The sequence below is a fragment of the Pseudoalteromonas sp. T1lg23B genome, assembly GCF_002964665.1.
Lineage (GTDB): Bacteria > Pseudomonadota > Gammaproteobacteria > Enterobacterales > Alteromonadaceae > Pseudoalteromonas.
Window position 1 is genome coordinate 132,388 of record NZ_PQBZ01000030.1, and the last position, 16,954, is coordinate 149,341.

Here is a 16,954-nt window from a genome sequence, read left to right on the forward strand (position 1 = left end):
CTTGCTGGATGAGCCTGCGAAAGATGAATTAGAGACCGATGACATCGATGCTTTGCTGGATGAACCAGCAGACGATGAAGAGTCGCTGTTAACATCAGAAATGGACGAAAGCCAATTCGATGTTTCATTAGATGATGTTGATGAAGAAGAAGAGATCCCAGAGCATCCATTGAGCACAGAAGGTACATCAAAATTACAAAGTGTTGATGAGCTTCTAAACGAATTGGATAGTGAAGAACAAGAAGATTGGCATGATGAGCCGCTTGACGAAGAAGAGGTCGCGCTTGGTGATGACCCACTAGCAGATGAAGTTGATTTGCTGGAAGAGGATAACGAAGACGAAATTGAAGATCTAGTAGAGCCAAGTATTGAACTCGACAGTTATCCTGAGCTTGAACTAAACGATGAGTCACAACCTTCTAGTGTCAGTGAAACTGAACGAGGTTTGGCTGACGCATTAGCCGAAGGGATAGCATCTGATGATGATTTGGACAGCGATCTTGATGATGAGTTATCTGAATTGCTCATTGATGATGTGCTTGACGATATGCCAGAGGAGCTAGACGATGATGAAGACGCGCTTGATTTAGAATCTTTGGCTGAGTTTGACGAGCAGGCGGCGCAAGAGTCTATCGCCGATGAACTTGACGAATCAGACATCATCAGTGACGACTCGGACGATGAAGAAGACGCGCTTGATGTAGAATCTTTGGCAGAATTTGATGAACAGGCGGCGCAAGAGTCTATCGCCGATGAACCTGACGAATCAGACATCATCAGTGACGACTCGGACGATGAAGAAGACGCGCTTGATGTAGAATCTTTGGCGGAATTTGATGAACAGGCGGCGCAAGAGTCTATCGCCGATGAACTTGACGAATCAGACATCATCAGTGACGACTCGGACGATGAAGAAGACGCGCTTGATGTAGAATCTTTGGCAGAATTTGATGAACAGGCGGCGCAAGAGTCTATCGCCGATGAACTTGACGAATCAGACATCATCAGTGACGACTCGGACGATGAAGAAGACGCGTTTGATGTAGAATCTTTGGCGGAGTTTGACGAGCAGGCGGCGCAAGAGTCTATCGCCGATGAACCTGACGAAGCAGACACCACAAGTGACGACTCGGACGATGAAGAAGACGCGCTTGATGTAGAGTCTTTGGCGGAGTTTGATGAGCAGGCGGCGCAAGAGTCTATCGCCGATGAACTTGACGAATCAGACATCATCAGTGACGAACCGGACGATGATGAAGACTTGCTTGATGTAGAATCTTTGGCGGAGTTTGACGAGCAGGCGGCGCAAGAGTCTATCGCCGATGAACCTGACGAAGCAGACATAATAAGTGACGATTCGGACGATGAAGAAGACTTGCTTGATGTAGAATCTTTGGCGGAGTTTGACGAGCAGGCGGCGCAACAGTCTATCGCCGATGAACCTGACGAAGCAGACATAATAAGTGACGATTCGGACGATGAAGAAGACGCGCTTGATTTAGAATCGTTGCCAGAGTTTGAATTGGAGTCGGATGACGATGCGTCCGATACATTGCTTTCTGAGCTAGACGGAATCGGTGATGATGAACCGACAGACGACGATATTGCGTTAGATGAAGCAGCAATAGAAGAAGAGTTTATGTCTGATCTAACTCAATCAGATTTCGATTCATTGCTCAATGAGTTAGCTGAGCCTGAGCCTATCGAAAGAGTTGAGTTAGATGAGGTTGATGTAGACTTTGAGTCACTTTTACAAGATGAAGAAGGTATCTCGGATGTTGAAGGCGACGAGCAACAAGATGACTCTGAAGACGAACAATTTGTTGATATAGATGAGTTGCTTGCTCAAAGTGATGATTTTGAGTTGGAAGAAGAGCCATATTCAGAGCCAGATATGGATGTAGGACTTTCTGAGTTCGACGATTTGTTAGCTGGAGACAATGCTATGGATGTTGACCTTGAAGAAGAAGGCTACTCAGCAAAACTGGACTTGGCGAGAGCTTATATCGAGATAGAAGATTATGACTCAGCAAACAAGGTCATTGAAGAAGTGATTAGCAAAGGACCAGAAGGTGTACAAAAAGAAGCTAGTGCTTTGCAAAGTAAAATAAAAGGTAATGCATAGGCTTTTGACTTTACCTAAAAATGCGTGCCATTTCAGAGTTGTTTGCAGCAATGGCGCAAGATAAAAAACATAAAAAAAGGCGCGCCAGCGCCTTTTTTTATGTTTGCTTGTGATTAACGACAGCAAGTATTGCTGGACCAGATTGGTGTGTTATCGTCGCTATAAATGACCAGATTGCCATCATTTTGCATAATGAGTCGAGTATTAGTACCAAGACTGTTAGTTTTCCAGACCATTTGATCCTCTGCATCCAGTAGCATCAGATTGCCGCCAGTATTGAACATCACATTTGTCAGATAGGCTCTGACGGCTGTGCTACCGTGCGTATTTGTTGCCCAAATCGGCTGGTCGTTAGAGTAAATGACTAGGTTGCCATCGCCTTGCATGACTAGACGATGACGGCCATCACTAGAAACGAGCTGCTCATTGACTTCAAGATAGAAACCTTGACCTAATGTGTCACCATGGGTCACTGTCAGGTAGTTGTCTAACCATGTATGAGGGTCTGAAGCTTCGATCCATTGTACTGCGTTGACGTTGTCACTGCCTGAGTAGCTCCACTGGAAGCCAAACTGAGAGGATGCTGGCAGACACAGATAGTTGTCATTCCATGTGTGTGGGTCTGCCGGTTCAAGTATTTGAGTACACTTCATATCTGCAATGGGGCCTGCACTGCTCCAGCGCATACCTATATCTTTAGAGCTACAGAAGTAGTTGTCCTGCCAAGTGTGAGGGTCACTTGCTTCAGTAATTGCGGTACAGTGCATAAATGGAATGGCACCAGATGAGCTCCATAAGAAATTAACACCATTAATACGCGCTATGTTCGAGCTAAGTGAATAATTCAGTCCGATCACTGAATCTATCAGGCCACCACCTGGAAAATCTGCATAAACGATGCCTGCGCGATTGACGGGGCCTGACTTTATTTTGTCCATCGTTAGGGTATTTGTTCCTTCAAATGCAATGGTACAATCTTCACCCCAGATGAATGGGTTAAAGGCACAGGCAACACGTGGGAAATCTGGATAATCATTTGGGAACACGCCAATGGTTTTGCCTGTAGATAACCTTGAGGCACCAGTTGCAGGGCTTGAGTGACCACTTGCAACAAAGTAAGGGAATGAACCACCTGAACCACTTAAAAAGTTAATGTATTTGGTCGCAGTTGCACCGCTGGATGATTTGCTTAGGTGTCCTTTTACCGACTCCCATTTACTATACAAATCCCAGTTAGTAGTTAGATGAAAGTTGTCCTGTATGTTGAAACTACCCCATGGTATGCCTTTGTCAGCGCCTTCATAATCCTGTAAAATAACGATTTTTCCGCGCATTTCGCCCATTGTAGGGTTATCGCTTTGTCCCTTATATAAAAGATGGTCTACACGGTTGAGATCTTCGTTTAGGAAATACTCAAACATTGTTTTTGTACCTATCTCATGTTTTATACGCATTAACACTGTTTCGGTGGGGTTAGCGGTTAAAAAATTTGCAGCATCTCGTAGCACGCTGTCAAAACCAATGCCCTGTGGTGCAGCACCATGGTACACACATAGTGAGTAGGGTACTTCAAGCATACATGAGCCTAGGCGAATATCCCAAGCACGAATACCTGAGTTTAATTGTGTAGACAGTGACATAGTCTGAGTTTCAACCGCGTCGCCACCAAAGTTATAGGCACCAGAATCATGAGTACCGGGTATCGATATCTGGCTCAATAGGGCTCCGTTTTGTATACTCGCCATCCAGTTGGGATTGCTGTAGCCAATATGGTCATCATGTGAATAACCTGGATTATTGTGTGCGATGGCCACACCCATCGTTATTGTCATTAGAGATGTTGCCATCACAGATTGTTTGATAGCGCGCTGAATGCTCTTAGTTGTACTGTTAATCTTCATGATAATTTCCTTCGAGGTTGTTTAATCTTTATTTCCGTCCAGAGCATCGCTTGTGCCCCGTTCAGTGGTTTACAATTTAGATAACCTCAAAGCAGAACACCTTACGCCTTACTGGTCTTTTCTTACCGCGTTCTTACCTGTTTTTATATCGTTAATTAACAATGTGTTATGGTTTTTTAGAGCAGAATAAAATGCCATGAATAAAGGTTAGGAACAGATGGAAAATCGACAGGAGAACAGACTCGACGGCTAGAATTTTTAATTAACATAAATAACAACGTTGAATTAAATTATTTCACAATATTTTTTAATGATTTCACTTTACGGGTACGCTAAGATTGGTAAATGTGCAGTGTTCAAGTAACTGATGATATTTGTCATGACGGGTTCTACATCGAAACAGCTCAGTCCTTTTTATCTCAACAACACGCTGGTGGTGCCCAACAAAAACCTGATAGAAAGGGCAGGACAGGCGATCACAATACAGCCCAAGCAAATGGAAGTGTTATGTTATTTCGCTGCCAATGCAGGAGAGCTAGTTACGAGCGATGCATTGATTGAAAACTGCTGGCCCAATCAATATATCAGCGATAGTCCGCTCCATAAGTGTATAGCATCGCTGCGCAAGGCACTGGATGATGATAAAGCTCATCCAAGCTACATTAAAACTTTGCCCAAGAAGGGCTACTTGTTAGTTGCTCACTTAGCAACAATAGATAATGACAAAGATGCACTCTCACCTGAGCCTGTGCTCCCTACACCCAGATGGCTCAACGGCAACCCCTATCAAGGTCAAGAACCCTACCAAACACAGCATCAAGATGTATTTTTTGGTCGACAGCGCTTTGTTCATCAATGTGTTCAGCGTCTGCCTAAGGTACGAGTGCAAATAATTACCGCGTTGCCAAGACAAGGTAGCACTTCGTTACTCAAAGCAGGTCTGTATCCCACTCTTAAGAAGATGACATTGAAGTCTGAAAGTGTTTTTCGCAGTGTGTTTTATTACAGTTTGCGTGAGCACTGCGCACAGTCAATACGACATATAGAAACAACACTTGTGCAACTGGGGGCTCAAGAAAAACTGATTGTGCTACTCGATGATTTAGATAAAGTTTCACTGTGTAGTGATGCCTTGGCATGTATCAAACGGATCAGTGATGATAGCCGTATTCATTGGCTAGTACCATGCGCACATTTACTGCCATCACAGCGTGTTAATCAGCTTTGCGCGACGGGGTTGATTGCAGACTCAGAGGAATACGCTCAGGGTGAGGTGATTTTACCTTTGTTTAGCTATGCTGATTTTTATCAGATCATCAGTCGTCCTTTTGAACTGGCAGGAAATCCTCTGGGTAATGGCATCGATGAACTGATCCTCGATGAGGTATCACAAGGCGTGAGTTCAGTTGGATTGCTACAACGTTACTTACAGCAACTTTATCAAAAACACAGCCAAACCCCACTGGATGAACAGCGTTATCAACGGTTTACTTTTTCAATATTTTTAGCAAGTTATACCGCTGAGGTTACGCAACAGCTCGATACGAACGAGCAGGCAGAACTTAGTTATTTTTTCCCCGGTTTGGTGACTATTTCTAGTGAGAATCACCATCAAAGTGTGCGACAAACTTTGCTCCTTGAAGAAGGCGCCGATGAATTTAATATGCCAGTGTTACAAGCGCTTATACGTGCCGATTTATTGGTACCGGTGGTACAAGCGACTGGCAATGCAATGCAGCAGGTTGAACTCCAGCTAGCCTGTGATGCGTTACTGAAAGAATGGCATAGGTTATCTAAGTGGATCACTGATAATCTCAATGTACTATTTTTAACTCAAGATATATCAATCGCTTATAACCGTTGGCAAGGACAGAAGCAACATCAGGACTACTTGCTCAAGAACCCTAGCCAAATAAAAGAAATCATTAAAATTGGCTTGTTAGAGAAGCAATCGGCGCTTATCAATGCGCAGATTAAACAATACCTAGTCTTAAGCGCCAAAAAATATCGGGCTGGTGTTAGGTTAAAGCGCTTGGTGGGGGCGGTGTTGTTTAGCGCAGCGTTTGCTTTGGTGTTGTTTGGTATTAAGGTTAATCAGCAAAAAGAGCAAATTAGTGAGGCCAATCGGGCCGCCGAGAACTTAATTTCGTTTATGCTCTCAGATCTCAAAGCCAAATTGGAGCCTATCGGTAAGTTAGAGTTGCTCTCTATGGTGGCGAACAAAACTTTACAGTATTTCGACCATCAGGGCAGCGAGCAGTTAAGCACCAGTGCGGCCGTTCAGTTGGCAGATGCGTTTACGTTGCTCGGTCAGGTAGCCTATGAAAAGCGGCAGTTTGAACAAGCCCATAAACTGTTTCGTCAAGGGGCTCAAACTTTGGCAGCGCAATTGAGTAAAACTCCAGACGATGCGCCGCTACTCGAACAACAGATGCTGAACTACTTTTGGCTGGGCCAGTTGCACTATCAGCAAGAAAAGTACGACAGCGCCGAGCAGGCGTTTAGTGGCTATCTCAGTAATGCAGAACGATTGCTGGCGCTAGCACCAGATAATCAGCATTACCAATTGGAACTTTCATACGCACTCAATAACTTAGGTGCAGTTGCCTATAAAACCAATGATATTTTAGCGGCCGAGCAGTATTTTGAGCGGTCACTGAGTTTAAAAACTCAAGTGCTAAAATATCAGCCTAAAAACAATGGGTTAATTTCGGATATTGCTGGTACATACTCTTGGCAGGGCAATATCCAAGACCGAAAAGGTGCGCTAGAAAAAGCGCTGCCTTTTTATGAAAAAGCCACCGAACTGAGAAAAGTGATTTATAACAAGGATACTGAGAATTCGATTAATACCCTCAAGTTATTCGATATTGTACAGAAAATGAGTGTGGCGTTGTTGAATATTGGTGATTACCAGCGTGCGTTAGATACAGTGAAAAGCAGCAATGCGTTAATTGCCAAACTCTTAGAGCTTGATACCGAAAATATTTCTCACCATGAAAAGTCGCTTATAAATACACTGATCGAGTTAATCTGTTACAGACTGACAGGACAACATGAACAAGTTTTACTGAAACTAGCGACTCTTGATGACAGCTGGCTGAGCATACCTATGTCAGAGCGCTCTATATTAGCGCGTTCAGCATTGAAGAAAATAGAGCTGGAGCGCGCCTATTCACTAGCAAACCGCTCGACTTTAGTTGCCATTGAATATCTCAAAAACAAGCAAGATATCGTTATGGATACGGCCGAGAACACGCTACTTACACTGGCACAGTTTGTTGTTTTTACCCGCTATATCGAAATGTTAAACCAAACCCAAATAGCAATAAATACACAAGATCAAGTAATGGCTGAGCAATGGTTGGCTCAATATCAGCCATTGATAGACTCACATATCAACAACAGAGAGTTGTTTATCAGGTGGGAAATTGTGGGTCATTATTTACTACTGCAAATGCTAACAGGCAGCCCTATAAATCCCGTATTACTTGAATCATTTAAAGCGTCTGGCTATCGACCAGACGAGTTCACCTTACTATTTAACCCAACTGAGGAAAACCTATGAAACCCAATCAATTACAAGTAATACTGAGCCTTGAAGAAGTAGGACATGGCGGCAACGCAGGTGATGGACAATACAATTACCAATACTGTTTACAAACTAGTTCAGGGCTTCAACCGCTGCCAAGTCCACTGCAACTTGATGGTGTAACAGATATTTCAGTCGACCTTAAGGCTGACCCAAAATTCACGATTAGTAGTGTGAGTCAGCGCATGACGGCAAACGTACCAGAGCAGTTTGACTTGTCTTCACAGAACAATACCCAAGTAGTGCTCGAAGATATTGACTCTGCAAAAGGGGATTTTTACTTTGCAATTTGGTGTCAAGATGCAAACAATCCAAGCGCTAACATTCATTGTGATCCACAAGTAGAAAATACCGCCGTGCCGCCAGAAATGGGTTCTCTATCTTCATAATGTTCAAAAGCCCACTTTGCGCAAAGTGGGCTGATAGGAGAAGGTCAGCACTTGCTAATTGGCAAGATGTTTGTTACTGATAGAGGGAAAATTTCTGGGTTTAAAACGACAACATTAGGAAGCATATGGAAAAGCTGCCCCGCATACTCATTATTTTATTTTTACTCTTAGCAGCTGTCGCGTCATACAGTTATGGCAGTGCAACGGGTATATTCCTGTTTATTATTTTGGGGTTTGTCTTTGAGATGGCGTTTTGGTTTAAGGTATTCCCGCGCAAAAAAAAGCGCTAAACTCACTTACACCGTTTGTCACAAGACTAGCAGTGTAAGCACAACTAGCCTTGTGATGGTAAGCCGTAGAGTTATTTGTCGGCTTTGTAGGCAAGAATATCGCCGGGCTGACAGTCTAAATACTGACAAATTTGTGCCAATGTTTCGAACCTCACGCCTTTTACCTTACCACGTTTGAGTAATGACAAATTGGCCTCGGTGATGCCAATGGCTTTAGCCAACTCCTTCGAACTGACCTTACGCATCGCCATGACAACGTCAAGATTTACGACTATTTCCATATTAGACAAACTCTTTGTTTTCGTCTTCGATTGCTTTGGCTGCTTTGAGTAAATAGGCAACCAGTCCCATCAAGATCAATGTGGTCAAATAGCCAAACTCAAAATGTATGATGAGCTTGTTACTGTCAAACAGCACGTCATGCCACTTTGCAACAACAACAGCTAATAGCATTTTGTAGAGTAACCCCGCCACTTTGGTCCAAATAAAAGCCACATAGTAACGCAGTGCCAGCGGGCTGAAAAATTCACCTTGTTGAAACTGTCCAAGCAAAGCAAAGATCCAATAAACGCTTAACGCCATTAGCAAGAGAATAGGGGTAAGTAGTAACGTAAGAAGGCCGTTACTCGCTTGGTCTGAATCCCAAAGGTGGTACAGCATCTCGTTTTCAAAGTACACAATAGTATTTGCCACCCACTGTTGATACAGCAAATAGCCCACTACAACAGTTGCAATGAGCACCACTGTCCAGCGCATGATACCGCTGATTTTTTGTATTTTGTCCATTATCAATTTGCTCTTATTGTTCCTATACGACATGGATATTTTGCATGAATTATTATTAATCATAAAGTAATGATTGCAAAAAAATAACAAATTATCGTTTTGCAATAATAAAATTACGTGTAATGATGATTTTAAATTTAAGGAGGAGTAATTCTATGGCAACACAATTAACCATTTTTAAAAAAACGCTACTAGGCACAGCGATGGCTGTAGCTGTTTGTTTAACTGGATGTCAGGGCGCTGCGGTGTTAACCAACACACACTCCGTATCTGTAGAACAACAGAGCGCGTTGATCCAGATGGAAGACTTGTTTGATAAGGCGCAAATTCGCGGCGTAAAACTGTCCAAAGATGGTCGCTTTTTAGTGTTTTTGAAAAGCCTAAATGGTGCGAACAACCTGTTTATTGTTCCCAAGGGGGGCAAAATCTCTGAGGCGGTAGCACTGACTGAGCTTGAAGACCCAGTTGATAACTATTCTTGGTCAGCAAGAGATGGCGAGCTGTTCTTTTTCAAAGACCATCAGGGGAATGAAAAGACCCAGATCTTTTCTTTGCAATTTGACGTTAATGACTTACATAAAACGCCTGAAATCAAGAAATTAACACCTAACCCTAACGCACAGTTTGAGTTTATGGAGCAACTGAGTGAGCAACCACAGACGCTGGTTGTTAAGGCCAATCACAGTGACAGCGGTAGGTTAGATGTGTACCACCTAAACGCTGACACACTCGAATTAAAGTCAGTACACACTAACACGTTGTTCTTTGCTGATGAGTATATTGATGAGCAAGGTGAGGTGATATTAGGTTTGGTGAAAAACAAAGATAACACCCGCACCTTGTATCGTAAAAGCAATGGCCAATGGCTTAAGGTTTTAAACACCTTAGAAGGCGAAGATATTGAATTCTATCACTTTGATAAAAAGACAAATACGGCGTTAGTCAGTGCGAATATTGGTGGGCGCGATAAAGAGCAATTGCTGTCGCTAAACGTCAGTAATGGTGAGATTCAGCCAATTCATCAAGACCCAAAAGATGAATCCGATCTAGAGAAAATACTACTAGATGAAAATGGTGCGCCTTATTTAGTCACTTATTATGGCGATAGGCTGCGTAACTATCCTCTACAGGAAGAGGCTAAGCTAAGACTGGCAGAAATAGAGTCACAGTTTAGTAATGAAGATGTTGATATTTTAGTCAATAAGATAGACCACAAGGAAGGTCATTGGGACATTAGTGTTACTTCTTCGGTGCAACCGAGAAGACGTTTTGTGTATGAAACCCAGACCAAGAAACTGGTAGATTTATTGAATAAGGCACCAAAAATCGCCCCAGAATTGTTATCGCCTAGAAAAACGATTTACTACACTGCCCGTGATGGTGAACAAATTCAGGCGTATCTCACTTTACCAAAGGGAGGCGCGCAAAACCTACCAACGATTGTATTACCGCATGGTGGGCCTTGGGCACGTGATCATTGGGCGTATGACGGTGACTACTTTGGGCCAATCGCACATTACTTTGCTAACCGAGGTTACGCGGTATTACAGGCTAACTATCGTGGTTCAATCGGTTTTGGTAAACGCTTTACACTGCTTGGTGAGCGTAACTGGGGAACGGGCCACATGCAGCACGATGTGACCGATGGAGTAAACTATCTCGTTGAGCAGGGCATTGCAGATAAAGAGCGCGTCGGCATCATGGGGGCTTCATATGGTGGCTACGCAGCACTATCAGGTGCTGTATTTACGCCCGATGTGTATAAAGCGGTTATCTCGTATGTCGGGCCGTCTAGTTTGATCACTTTGGTTGAATCTTTTCCAGAGCATTTTCGTCCGTATCTGGGCGATTGGTTTAAAGCGGTTGGTGACCCATTGATTGAGTCAGATCGTAAAGATATGGCATCGCGTTCACCGATTAATTTTGTTGACAAAATTCAGGCGCCATTGATGCTGCTTCAAGGTGCAAACGACCCCAGAGTGACCAAAGCGGAGTCAGACAATATAGCGCGTGCGCTTTATAAATCGGGGTTACCTGTGAAGTATTATCTTGCCAAAGATGAAGGGCATGGATTTGCGAAGCGAGAGAACAAACTGGCCTCTATCCACGCAATGGAAATCTTCTTTGCGGCCCATTTGGGGGGACGCAAGTCAGCCGACGTGAGTGCTAAAACCGCTGCGCAATTGGCAAAACTTGAGGTGGACATCAGTAAGCTATAAGCCGCGATAGTTAGCGTAACTAAACCACCAGACCTTTTCAGATCAACTTGTAGCAGGGGTCTGGTGGATATCATAATGAGTGGTTGTGAAATCTCAGGCCTGCAACTTGCCATCAAAGTAACAGATAGTCGCTCCTTCGTTAAAATATTACAGCACCTTTGGCGTTACTTTGCCGATGATGGTCACACTCTTTGAGTTGTTGCCATATAGCGTAACACGACCCTGCACGTTATCTTGATAAGCCATTTTTGCACTGATCAACTCAGCCCAAGAGTCAGCCATTTTCTCGTGTACGGTATGGTGAACAGTCGCGATATGGCTATTGTCTTTTTTGTCAAAGTCTGCGTTTAGGCTCACTTGGTAGGTTTCGTTGTTATTGTCATCGAAAAAAGTAATCGTGGCCGGTACTCCCACGGCTAAGGTAGTACTAACGTTGTACACGGATACTCCGTTAACCGTCACGTCGAAACGGTAGTCGGATAGTATGAGCTTGCGGTATTTTGGACTTTGTCGTTGTGGTCGAGCTATCAGCATATGACCCGTTAGCGGTCAGGGTTACACAGGTAAGTAGGATGACGGTGATTGATTTAATAAGTGTCTTCATTGCACTATAAATCTACATTGTATTAAAAAGGCTACAATAGATGAGTGCTTCTGTTTGTGGCAAAAAAGCGCTCTATTGTAACTAAAATGCGAACCAATAAATATTTATAGTCTAGGAAATACTGCTCGGTGTACACTAAAATACTTCTCAACAGCAAAATAGAAAGTCATATAAGTGATAGTAAAATTTAATGTTTTTGGCAGGAAGATGTCTGTCATTAAATTAGAGCAACAATGGTTATTATTCATTGAGTCAGATAGTGGGATCCGCAGTCGTGTGTATGATGTGGTCATTCCCCCAGATTTGGACGAGTCTGAATTGGCGTCGTATTTAGATGATATTTATCATGAATTCGCATCAGAAAAGCACCCTCGTGTGGTTAAGGTAAGCTAGTGTTGCTGGCGAGCGCTAGTTAGTTTTAGGTTGGATAGGCTCTAGCTATCCAACCTTGTACACAGCTAGATAAACGCTGGCAAGATACGTTGTGCTGTTAGCTCCATGATACGTTCTTCACCGGTACTTGCGGTGAACACAATAATGAGATCCAGCTCGTCAACTAAAATAATGTACTGACCACCGCCACCTTGTGCAGAGGTTGTGGTGTAGTGTTTATCGCCGACTTTCATCGTAGCGTGCCAAAAGTAGTAGCCATAAGCCGGGTTGTTAACATGATCACCGGTGAAGAAAATATCGTCTTGACCGAGCCTGACATGACGGTGGGTTGCTTGGTTCATGAAGGCTTTAGAGATCAGTTGTTCTCCTTTCCATTTCCCCTTGTTTTTCACCAGTTGGCCCCATTTAAGCATGTTCCGCGAAGTCATCTGTGAATGATAGGGCGCCATCGGTAATCCGCTGACATCATCTGCCCACTGGTATGTTTCGATACCCAGCTTGTCGAGCAGTTCAGTTTTGATGAATGCTTTTGCGCCACCTGGCACAACAGCATCCAGAACTTGCATGACCAACTTAGGGTCTAGATTTTGATAGTTAAAGTGTTGTGATTGCGCCGTGATTGCTGGGCTGTGCTGCAAATAGGTTTGAACTTGGGCTTGGCCTTTCATGAGTGTTGTTTGCTTGGCCAATTCATCCAGTTGTGGGCGTGTTAGGCGAATGCCTGAGCGCATGGTCAGTGCTTTGTGCAAAGTAATGGTGTCAGCGCCTTCGACCAGTTTGTTGGTGTCGAGGTGTTTTAAAAACTCAATGAGCGGCTTGTGTAAATCTGCCATAGATAAGTGGCCTAACTCAATAGCACGGCCTAAGGCCATACTCACATAGGACTTGGTCGCTGATGCCTGAGGGTGAGGCAAGTCTACTCGGCCGCGCAGATAATAAGACTCAAATATCAATTTATCGTTGTGCGCTATGAGTAAACTATCAATATCGCTGTGTTGCTTATTTGCTATCTCTTTTGCTAGTGCAATTATGTTGGCGTGAGTGCTGCTATCTTTATCAAGCTTACCTACCTCAATACCATCAGCTCTCAGAGTTGGCTTGGCCTCTAGATATGGTTTCTCAAGATTAGGAAAGTCCCAAAATGATAATGCTTCTTGCGTTGCGAGAACTGCTGGAGCAGATTCTTTCGCACAAGGTTTTGTGTCTAAGGTGTTCGCTTGGAGCGAGGTGCTGATGCTAGAGAATAAAGCTATCACTATCAGGTGTTTAACAAAAATATTCATAAAAATTCCTTAAAAAGAATTATGGGTGTGTTGCGTATTTTAGGTTTGCTAGCCAATGTAGGCTTTGCACGGCAGTTGCGGGAAAAGCGCTTTGATGATCACCAGCAACGACTATATTGGTGATGTTCAGTGGCGAACTGTGTTTTGTCTTGAGTGTTGTCACAAAATCGTTAATTAGTTTGCTGCGATCTTGTTCCAGCGTGCCGTGGGCAATGAATACATTAATTTTTGTGTCGCGTTGTTTGGCTGTGATGCGTTGGTGAGCGCTCTCAAGTTTGGTTAAGTTATTTCTTAATGACGGGCTGCCTAAAATATAGTTTTGAAAGGTGTCCGGTTGTGACATCAATGCGTAAGCACCAAATAGTCCTCCGAGTGAATAGCCAAAATAGGTGCGTTTGCTGGGGTCTGTACGATAGTGCTTTTCAACATACTGAAACACATCGCGATTAATAAAGGCTAAATGTTGTTGTGCTTGACCAAACTTGTATTTGGCTTGATTTGCCGCATTGCTGGATGTTCTGATGGTGTAATCGCGAAACCGACTCGCGTGTTCACCTTCATCGACTAGTAGCGGGTTGTGATTGTCTTTTTGCCAAGAAATACCGACTAAAATAACGTCATTAAACAAAAACTCACTAATACCAGAGAGAGTTTCAATATGCCACACCGCATCGGTGAAGTAGATCACAGGGTAATTTAAGTGTTTATTTGCTTGGTACTCCTCGGGAAGTTTGATCAATAACTCATATTGATATTCCATATCACTGTCTTTAAGCGCAACAACATGTGTTTTTGGCATCACATACGAACTGTGCTCCTCAGCGTTTATCACGAGTAAAGGCTGTAGCAATAAAATAACCAATAAAAAGACTTTAAACATATCAGAGATCCTTAAGCTAGACTGACGAATAACGCTAGCTTGAGGCAAATGAACGCAAATGACTTGATGTTGAGGTGATTTTTTACTGACGTCTTATTGATTAAATAAAAATTAATTTTATCAAGTTGTTACATATATTTTGTTTGACTAATGACTGGGTTTCGATAAGGTATTCGTCTTGTTTTGTCTCTTTTTAGAATGAGCTTATTCATCAGGATTAAGGTAAAAGCAATGCAGCACTACTGGATTGGTGACTTCTTTATAGATTTGTCGAGAAATCAAATCACACACCACAATACATCACAAACACTGGCACCTAAAGCGCTTGCTGTACTCACTTATTTGGCTGAGCAACAGGGCAAAGTGGTGAGTCAGGATGAGTTGCTTGATAATGTGTGGGCAGGTACGGTGGTGTCGCCAAATACCTTACAGCGTAGCATTGCTCAACTGCGAAAGGCGCTGGGAGATGATGGTAAGACTCAAGTCTTGATAAAAACACACGCCAAAAAAGGCTATAGTTTGGAATGCGAGGTTTGCACAGAAAAAGTCGCCGAGGAGCCAACAACACAGGTGCTTCCCGTGGATGCGGCCTCCGTGGATGCGGCCCCCGTGGATGCGGCCTCCGTGGATGCGGCCCCCGTGGATACGGCCCCCGTGGATACGGCCTCTATGGCCGATGGCCACGAACCGGTGTTGAAAACTGCAAAAGTACCGGTCAAATTGGGTGCGATGATCATTACTTTATGTGCCATGTTTATGGCTGGTTTTCATTATTTCTCGTCATCAAAACCCGTTCATATATCGGTGAGTGAGATAAGAGCGTTAACCGCGACGGACTATAAGGAAAGCGGTGGGATTTATTCGCCTGATGGTCAATTCATTGTTTTTAGCCGCTACTCAGATGCGCTGTGTATTAATCATATCTGGGCAAAAAATATTGAGACACAAGAAGAGTTTCAACTCACCAAAAATTTGCGAGTATATGGTGCGCATAGTTTTTCAAGTGATGGGAATAAGCTCACGTTTATCACGCAAGATCAATGTGACAAGCCCATTACCCAAAAAATGTGTTATCAATTGGTGAGTCTAGATTTTACTCAAGCTCTCAGTGCTCCCCAGTCTCCCACTGTATTGATGGAGTGCAAAAACTCAGAGATCCGTAAACCAATGTGGTTGAATAACAATGATATCGCCTTGTTACAAAAACGCTCGGATGCATGGAAGTTAATACGTTATTCGGTTTCACAAGGTGAAAGTACACCTCTTTATCACCTGCCCGATGGCAGCATTAATGACTTTGATGTGTCTAATGACGGCAAAAAAATTGCGTTGACGGGGTTTCACAGTGATGGCCATTACTATATTGAAATGCTCACACCGAAGGGCGAGGTATTATCAAGTCATCGTATAGAGTATCCGAATAGCGTGGCACCGCATAGACTGATTTATCCGAACTTCTCTCCCATGGCAGACCAATTGATTTTTAGTACAGGTCGACGACTGTTTACTGTGACACAGCAAGGCAAAGTTGCAGAGATTAGTTTACCACTGGATCAGCCCATAGGTGTGCCTGTTGTTCATCCACAAGGTCAAAAAATGCTGGCGATTAAGGGCCATTACGACAGTGATGTGGTGATTGGAGCACTTGATGATGTAGCCAATATGGTCACTCAAACGGAGCAAGGTGCTCAAGCGGATGCTTATACTGTGCTCCATCGCTCTAACGTTGCAGAGGATAGTGCGACTTTTTCCCCTGATTCACAGCTGATTGCGTATATATCAGAACGCTCGGGTGACCCACAAGTTTGGCTAACAGATGGCAATAAAACTCGGCAGCTTTCCAGCTTTGCAATGGACTCTGAAGTGTTTGGCTTAAAATGGGCAAATCACGGTGGCAGTCTTTTGGTCAACGTGAACCGCTCGCTAACACGTATTCGTTTAGATGCGCAGGGAGATACATATACCTTCGACTACCCGATAGAACGGTTGTTTCAATGGGATAGCGTATCCAATACTGCGCTAGCACAGATAAGTATCAATGGTATCGTCAAGCTGGCATTGCTTAATTTGGATCAGCTTAGTGTTCACGTTCTGCTGGATTCTCAAGTAGTCTGGGCAGATAGAAGTGCTGACGGGCAGGTAGTGTATATGGACAAAATGCACCGATTCTGGCGCTTAGCTTCTTTAGAGGCGCAGCATTTGGATGCATTGCAGGCGCAAGGAAGTCGCAAACGTTTTGTCATAAACAATGGCGCACTGTACGGCATCAATGAAGCGCTGCAATTATGGTCATATCAACTGGACACTGGAGAATTCACTATCATTGGTGCTGCACCGAGTAATGTGGACTACCTCACGGATGTTAACGCAACCCATGTGTTAATGGATATTAAGCTATCCTCCAAAAAGGAAGTGGTTGAGTTGATATTAGGTGGCTGATGAACTCGCAAGCTGTTACTCATGCCAGTGTGACTTGCAAGAAAAAAGGGACC

13 protein-coding genes are annotated in these 16,954 nt (G+C 43.6%); 7 read left to right on the forward strand and 6 right to left on the reverse strand.

Translation table 11 applies throughout. From position 1 onward, the window contains the following. A partial coding sequence (locus tag C2M32_RS07275; RefSeq protein WP_325047867.1) for a FimV/HubP family polar landmark protein occupies window positions 1-2,125 on the forward strand: 2,125 nt, incomplete at its 5' end. A 113-nt stretch (window positions 2,126-2,238) separates the two neighbouring features. On the opposite strand, the gene C2M32_RS20640 is transcribed toward C2M32_RS07275, so the two are convergent. Continuing rightward, complete coding sequence (locus C2M32_RS20640) at window positions 2,239-4,026, reverse strand: phosphatidylinositol-specific phospholipase C domain-containing protein (RefSeq protein WP_105167788.1); 1,788 nt, start codon at window positions 4,024-4,026, stop codon at window positions 2,239-2,241. 379 nt (window positions 4,027-4,405) lie between these two features. Between C2M32_RS20640 and C2M32_RS07285 the strand changes: the two genes are divergently transcribed. From C2M32_RS07285 to C2M32_RS20645, 3 genes are all read left to right on the forward strand, one after another. Continuing rightward, window positions 4,406-7,594 (forward strand): nSTAND1 domain-containing NTPase, encoded by a 3,189-nt coding sequence (locus C2M32_RS07285; protein ID WP_158678158.1) that lies wholly within the window; start codon window positions 4,406-4,408, stop codon window positions 7,592-7,594. Further along, on the forward strand, window positions 7,591-8,007 hold the full coding sequence (locus tag C2M32_RS07290) for a hypothetical protein (RefSeq protein ID WP_105167790.1): 417 nt from the start codon (window positions 7,591-7,593) through the stop codon (window positions 8,005-8,007). Before C2M32_RS07285 ends, C2M32_RS07290 begins: the two co-directional genes overlap by 4 nt. 125 nt (window positions 8,008-8,132) lie before the next feature. After that, window positions 8,133-8,297, forward strand: a complete 165-nt coding sequence (locus C2M32_RS20645; RefSeq protein WP_199886132.1) for a hypothetical protein — start codon at window positions 8,133-8,135, stop codon at window positions 8,295-8,297. 71 nt (window positions 8,298-8,368) lie between these two features. On the opposite strand, the gene C2M32_RS07295 is transcribed toward C2M32_RS20645, so the two are convergent. Together C2M32_RS07295 and C2M32_RS07300 are read right to left on the reverse strand one after the other, a co-directional pair. Continuing rightward, window positions 8,369-8,578 carry a helix-turn-helix domain-containing protein gene (locus tag C2M32_RS07295; RefSeq protein ID WP_105167791.1) on the reverse strand — a complete coding sequence of 70 codons (210 nt, stop codon included), beginning with the start codon at window positions 8,576-8,578 and terminating at the stop codon, window positions 8,369-8,371. Window position 8,579: 1 nt separating this feature from the next. Beyond that, window positions 8,580-9,083, reverse strand: a complete 504-nt coding sequence (locus C2M32_RS07300) for a DUF2975 domain-containing protein (RefSeq protein WP_105167792.1) — start codon at window positions 9,081-9,083, stop codon at window positions 8,580-8,582. A gap of 155 nt (window positions 9,084-9,238) precedes the next feature. Between C2M32_RS07300 and C2M32_RS07305 the strand changes: the two genes are divergently transcribed. Then, window positions 9,239-11,302 carry a prolyl oligopeptidase family serine peptidase gene (locus C2M32_RS07305; RefSeq protein ID WP_105167793.1) on the forward strand — a complete coding sequence of 688 codons (2,064 nt, stop codon included), beginning with the start codon at window positions 9,239-9,241 and terminating at the stop codon, window positions 11,300-11,302. Between the two features lie 147 nt (window positions 11,303-11,449). Here the strand turns inward: C2M32_RS07305 and C2M32_RS07310 are convergent, their stop codons facing one another. Next, the gene (locus tag C2M32_RS07310; RefSeq protein WP_158678159.1) at window positions 11,450-11,836 is read right to left on the reverse strand and encodes a hypothetical protein; all 387 of its coding nucleotides are present in this window, start codon (window positions 11,834-11,836) and stop codon (window positions 11,450-11,452) included. 244 nt (window positions 11,837-12,080) lie between these two features. Here C2M32_RS07310 and C2M32_RS07315 point away from each other — a divergent pair, with 244 nt between their 5' ends. After that, window positions 12,081-12,299, forward strand: a complete 219-nt coding sequence (locus tag C2M32_RS07315) for a DUF7661 family protein (protein ID WP_105167795.1) — start codon at window positions 12,081-12,083, stop codon at window positions 12,297-12,299. 65 nt (window positions 12,300-12,364) lie between these two features. On the opposite strand, the gene C2M32_RS07320 is transcribed toward C2M32_RS07315, so the two are convergent. Beyond that, the gene (locus C2M32_RS07320) at window positions 12,365-13,582 is read right to left on the reverse strand and encodes a serine hydrolase domain-containing protein (RefSeq protein ID WP_105167796.1); all 1,218 of its coding nucleotides are present in this window, start codon (window positions 13,580-13,582) and stop codon (window positions 12,365-12,367) included. Between the two features lie 19 nt (window positions 13,583-13,601). Continuing rightward, window positions 13,602-14,462 carry an alpha/beta hydrolase gene (locus C2M32_RS07325; protein ID WP_105167797.1) on the reverse strand — a complete coding sequence of 287 codons (861 nt, stop codon included), beginning with the start codon at window positions 14,460-14,462 and terminating at the stop codon, window positions 13,602-13,604. Window positions 14,463-14,693: 231 nt separating this feature from the next. Here C2M32_RS07325 and C2M32_RS07330 point away from each other — a divergent pair, with 231 nt between their 5' ends. After that, window positions 14,694-16,901: a winged helix-turn-helix domain-containing protein gene (locus C2M32_RS07330; RefSeq protein WP_105167798.1), complete on the forward strand. Its 2,208-nt coding sequence runs from the start codon at window positions 14,694-14,696 to the stop codon at window positions 16,899-16,901. The last annotated feature ends 53 nt before the right edge of the window (window positions 16,902-16,954 follow it).

Bases quoted from the DNA above. Each gene is read 5' to 3' on its own strand.
- C2M32_RS20640 (WP_105167788.1), bottom strand. From the start codon at position 4,026: ATGAAGATTAACAGTACAACTAAGAGCATTCAGCGCGCTATCAAACAA.
- C2M32_RS07285 (WP_158678158.1), top strand. From the start codon at position 4,406: ATGACGGGTTCTACATCGAAACAGCTCAGTCCTTTTTATCTCAACAAC.
- C2M32_RS07290 (WP_105167790.1), top strand. From the start codon at position 7,591: ATGAAACCCAATCAATTACAAGTAATACTGAGCCTTGAAGAAGTAGGA.
- C2M32_RS20645 (WP_199886132.1), top strand. From the start codon at position 8,133: ATGGAAAAGCTGCCCCGCATACTCATTATTTTATTTTTACTCTTAGCA.
- C2M32_RS07295 (WP_105167791.1), bottom strand. From the start codon at position 8,578: ATGGAAATAGTCGTAAATCTTGACGTTGTCATGGCGATGCGTAAGGTC.
- C2M32_RS07300 (WP_105167792.1), bottom strand. From the start codon at position 9,083: ATGGACAAAATACAAAAAATCAGCGGTATCATGCGCTGGACAGTGGTG.
- C2M32_RS07305 (WP_105167793.1), top strand. From the start codon at position 9,239: ATGGCAACACAATTAACCATTTTTAAAAAAACGCTACTAGGCACAGCG.
- C2M32_RS07310 (WP_158678159.1), bottom strand. From the start codon at position 11,836: ATGCTGATAGCTCGACCACAACGACAAAGTCCAAAATACCGCAAGCTC.
- C2M32_RS07320 (WP_105167796.1), bottom strand. From the start codon at position 13,582: ATGAATATTTTTGTTAAACACCTGATAGTGATAGCTTTATTCTCTAGC.
- C2M32_RS07325 (WP_105167797.1), bottom strand. From the start codon at position 14,462: ATGTTTAAAGTCTTTTTATTGGTTATTTTATTGCTACAGCCTTTACTC.
- C2M32_RS07330 (WP_105167798.1), top strand. From the start codon at position 14,694: ATGCAGCACTACTGGATTGGTGACTTCTTTATAGATTTGTCGAGAAAT.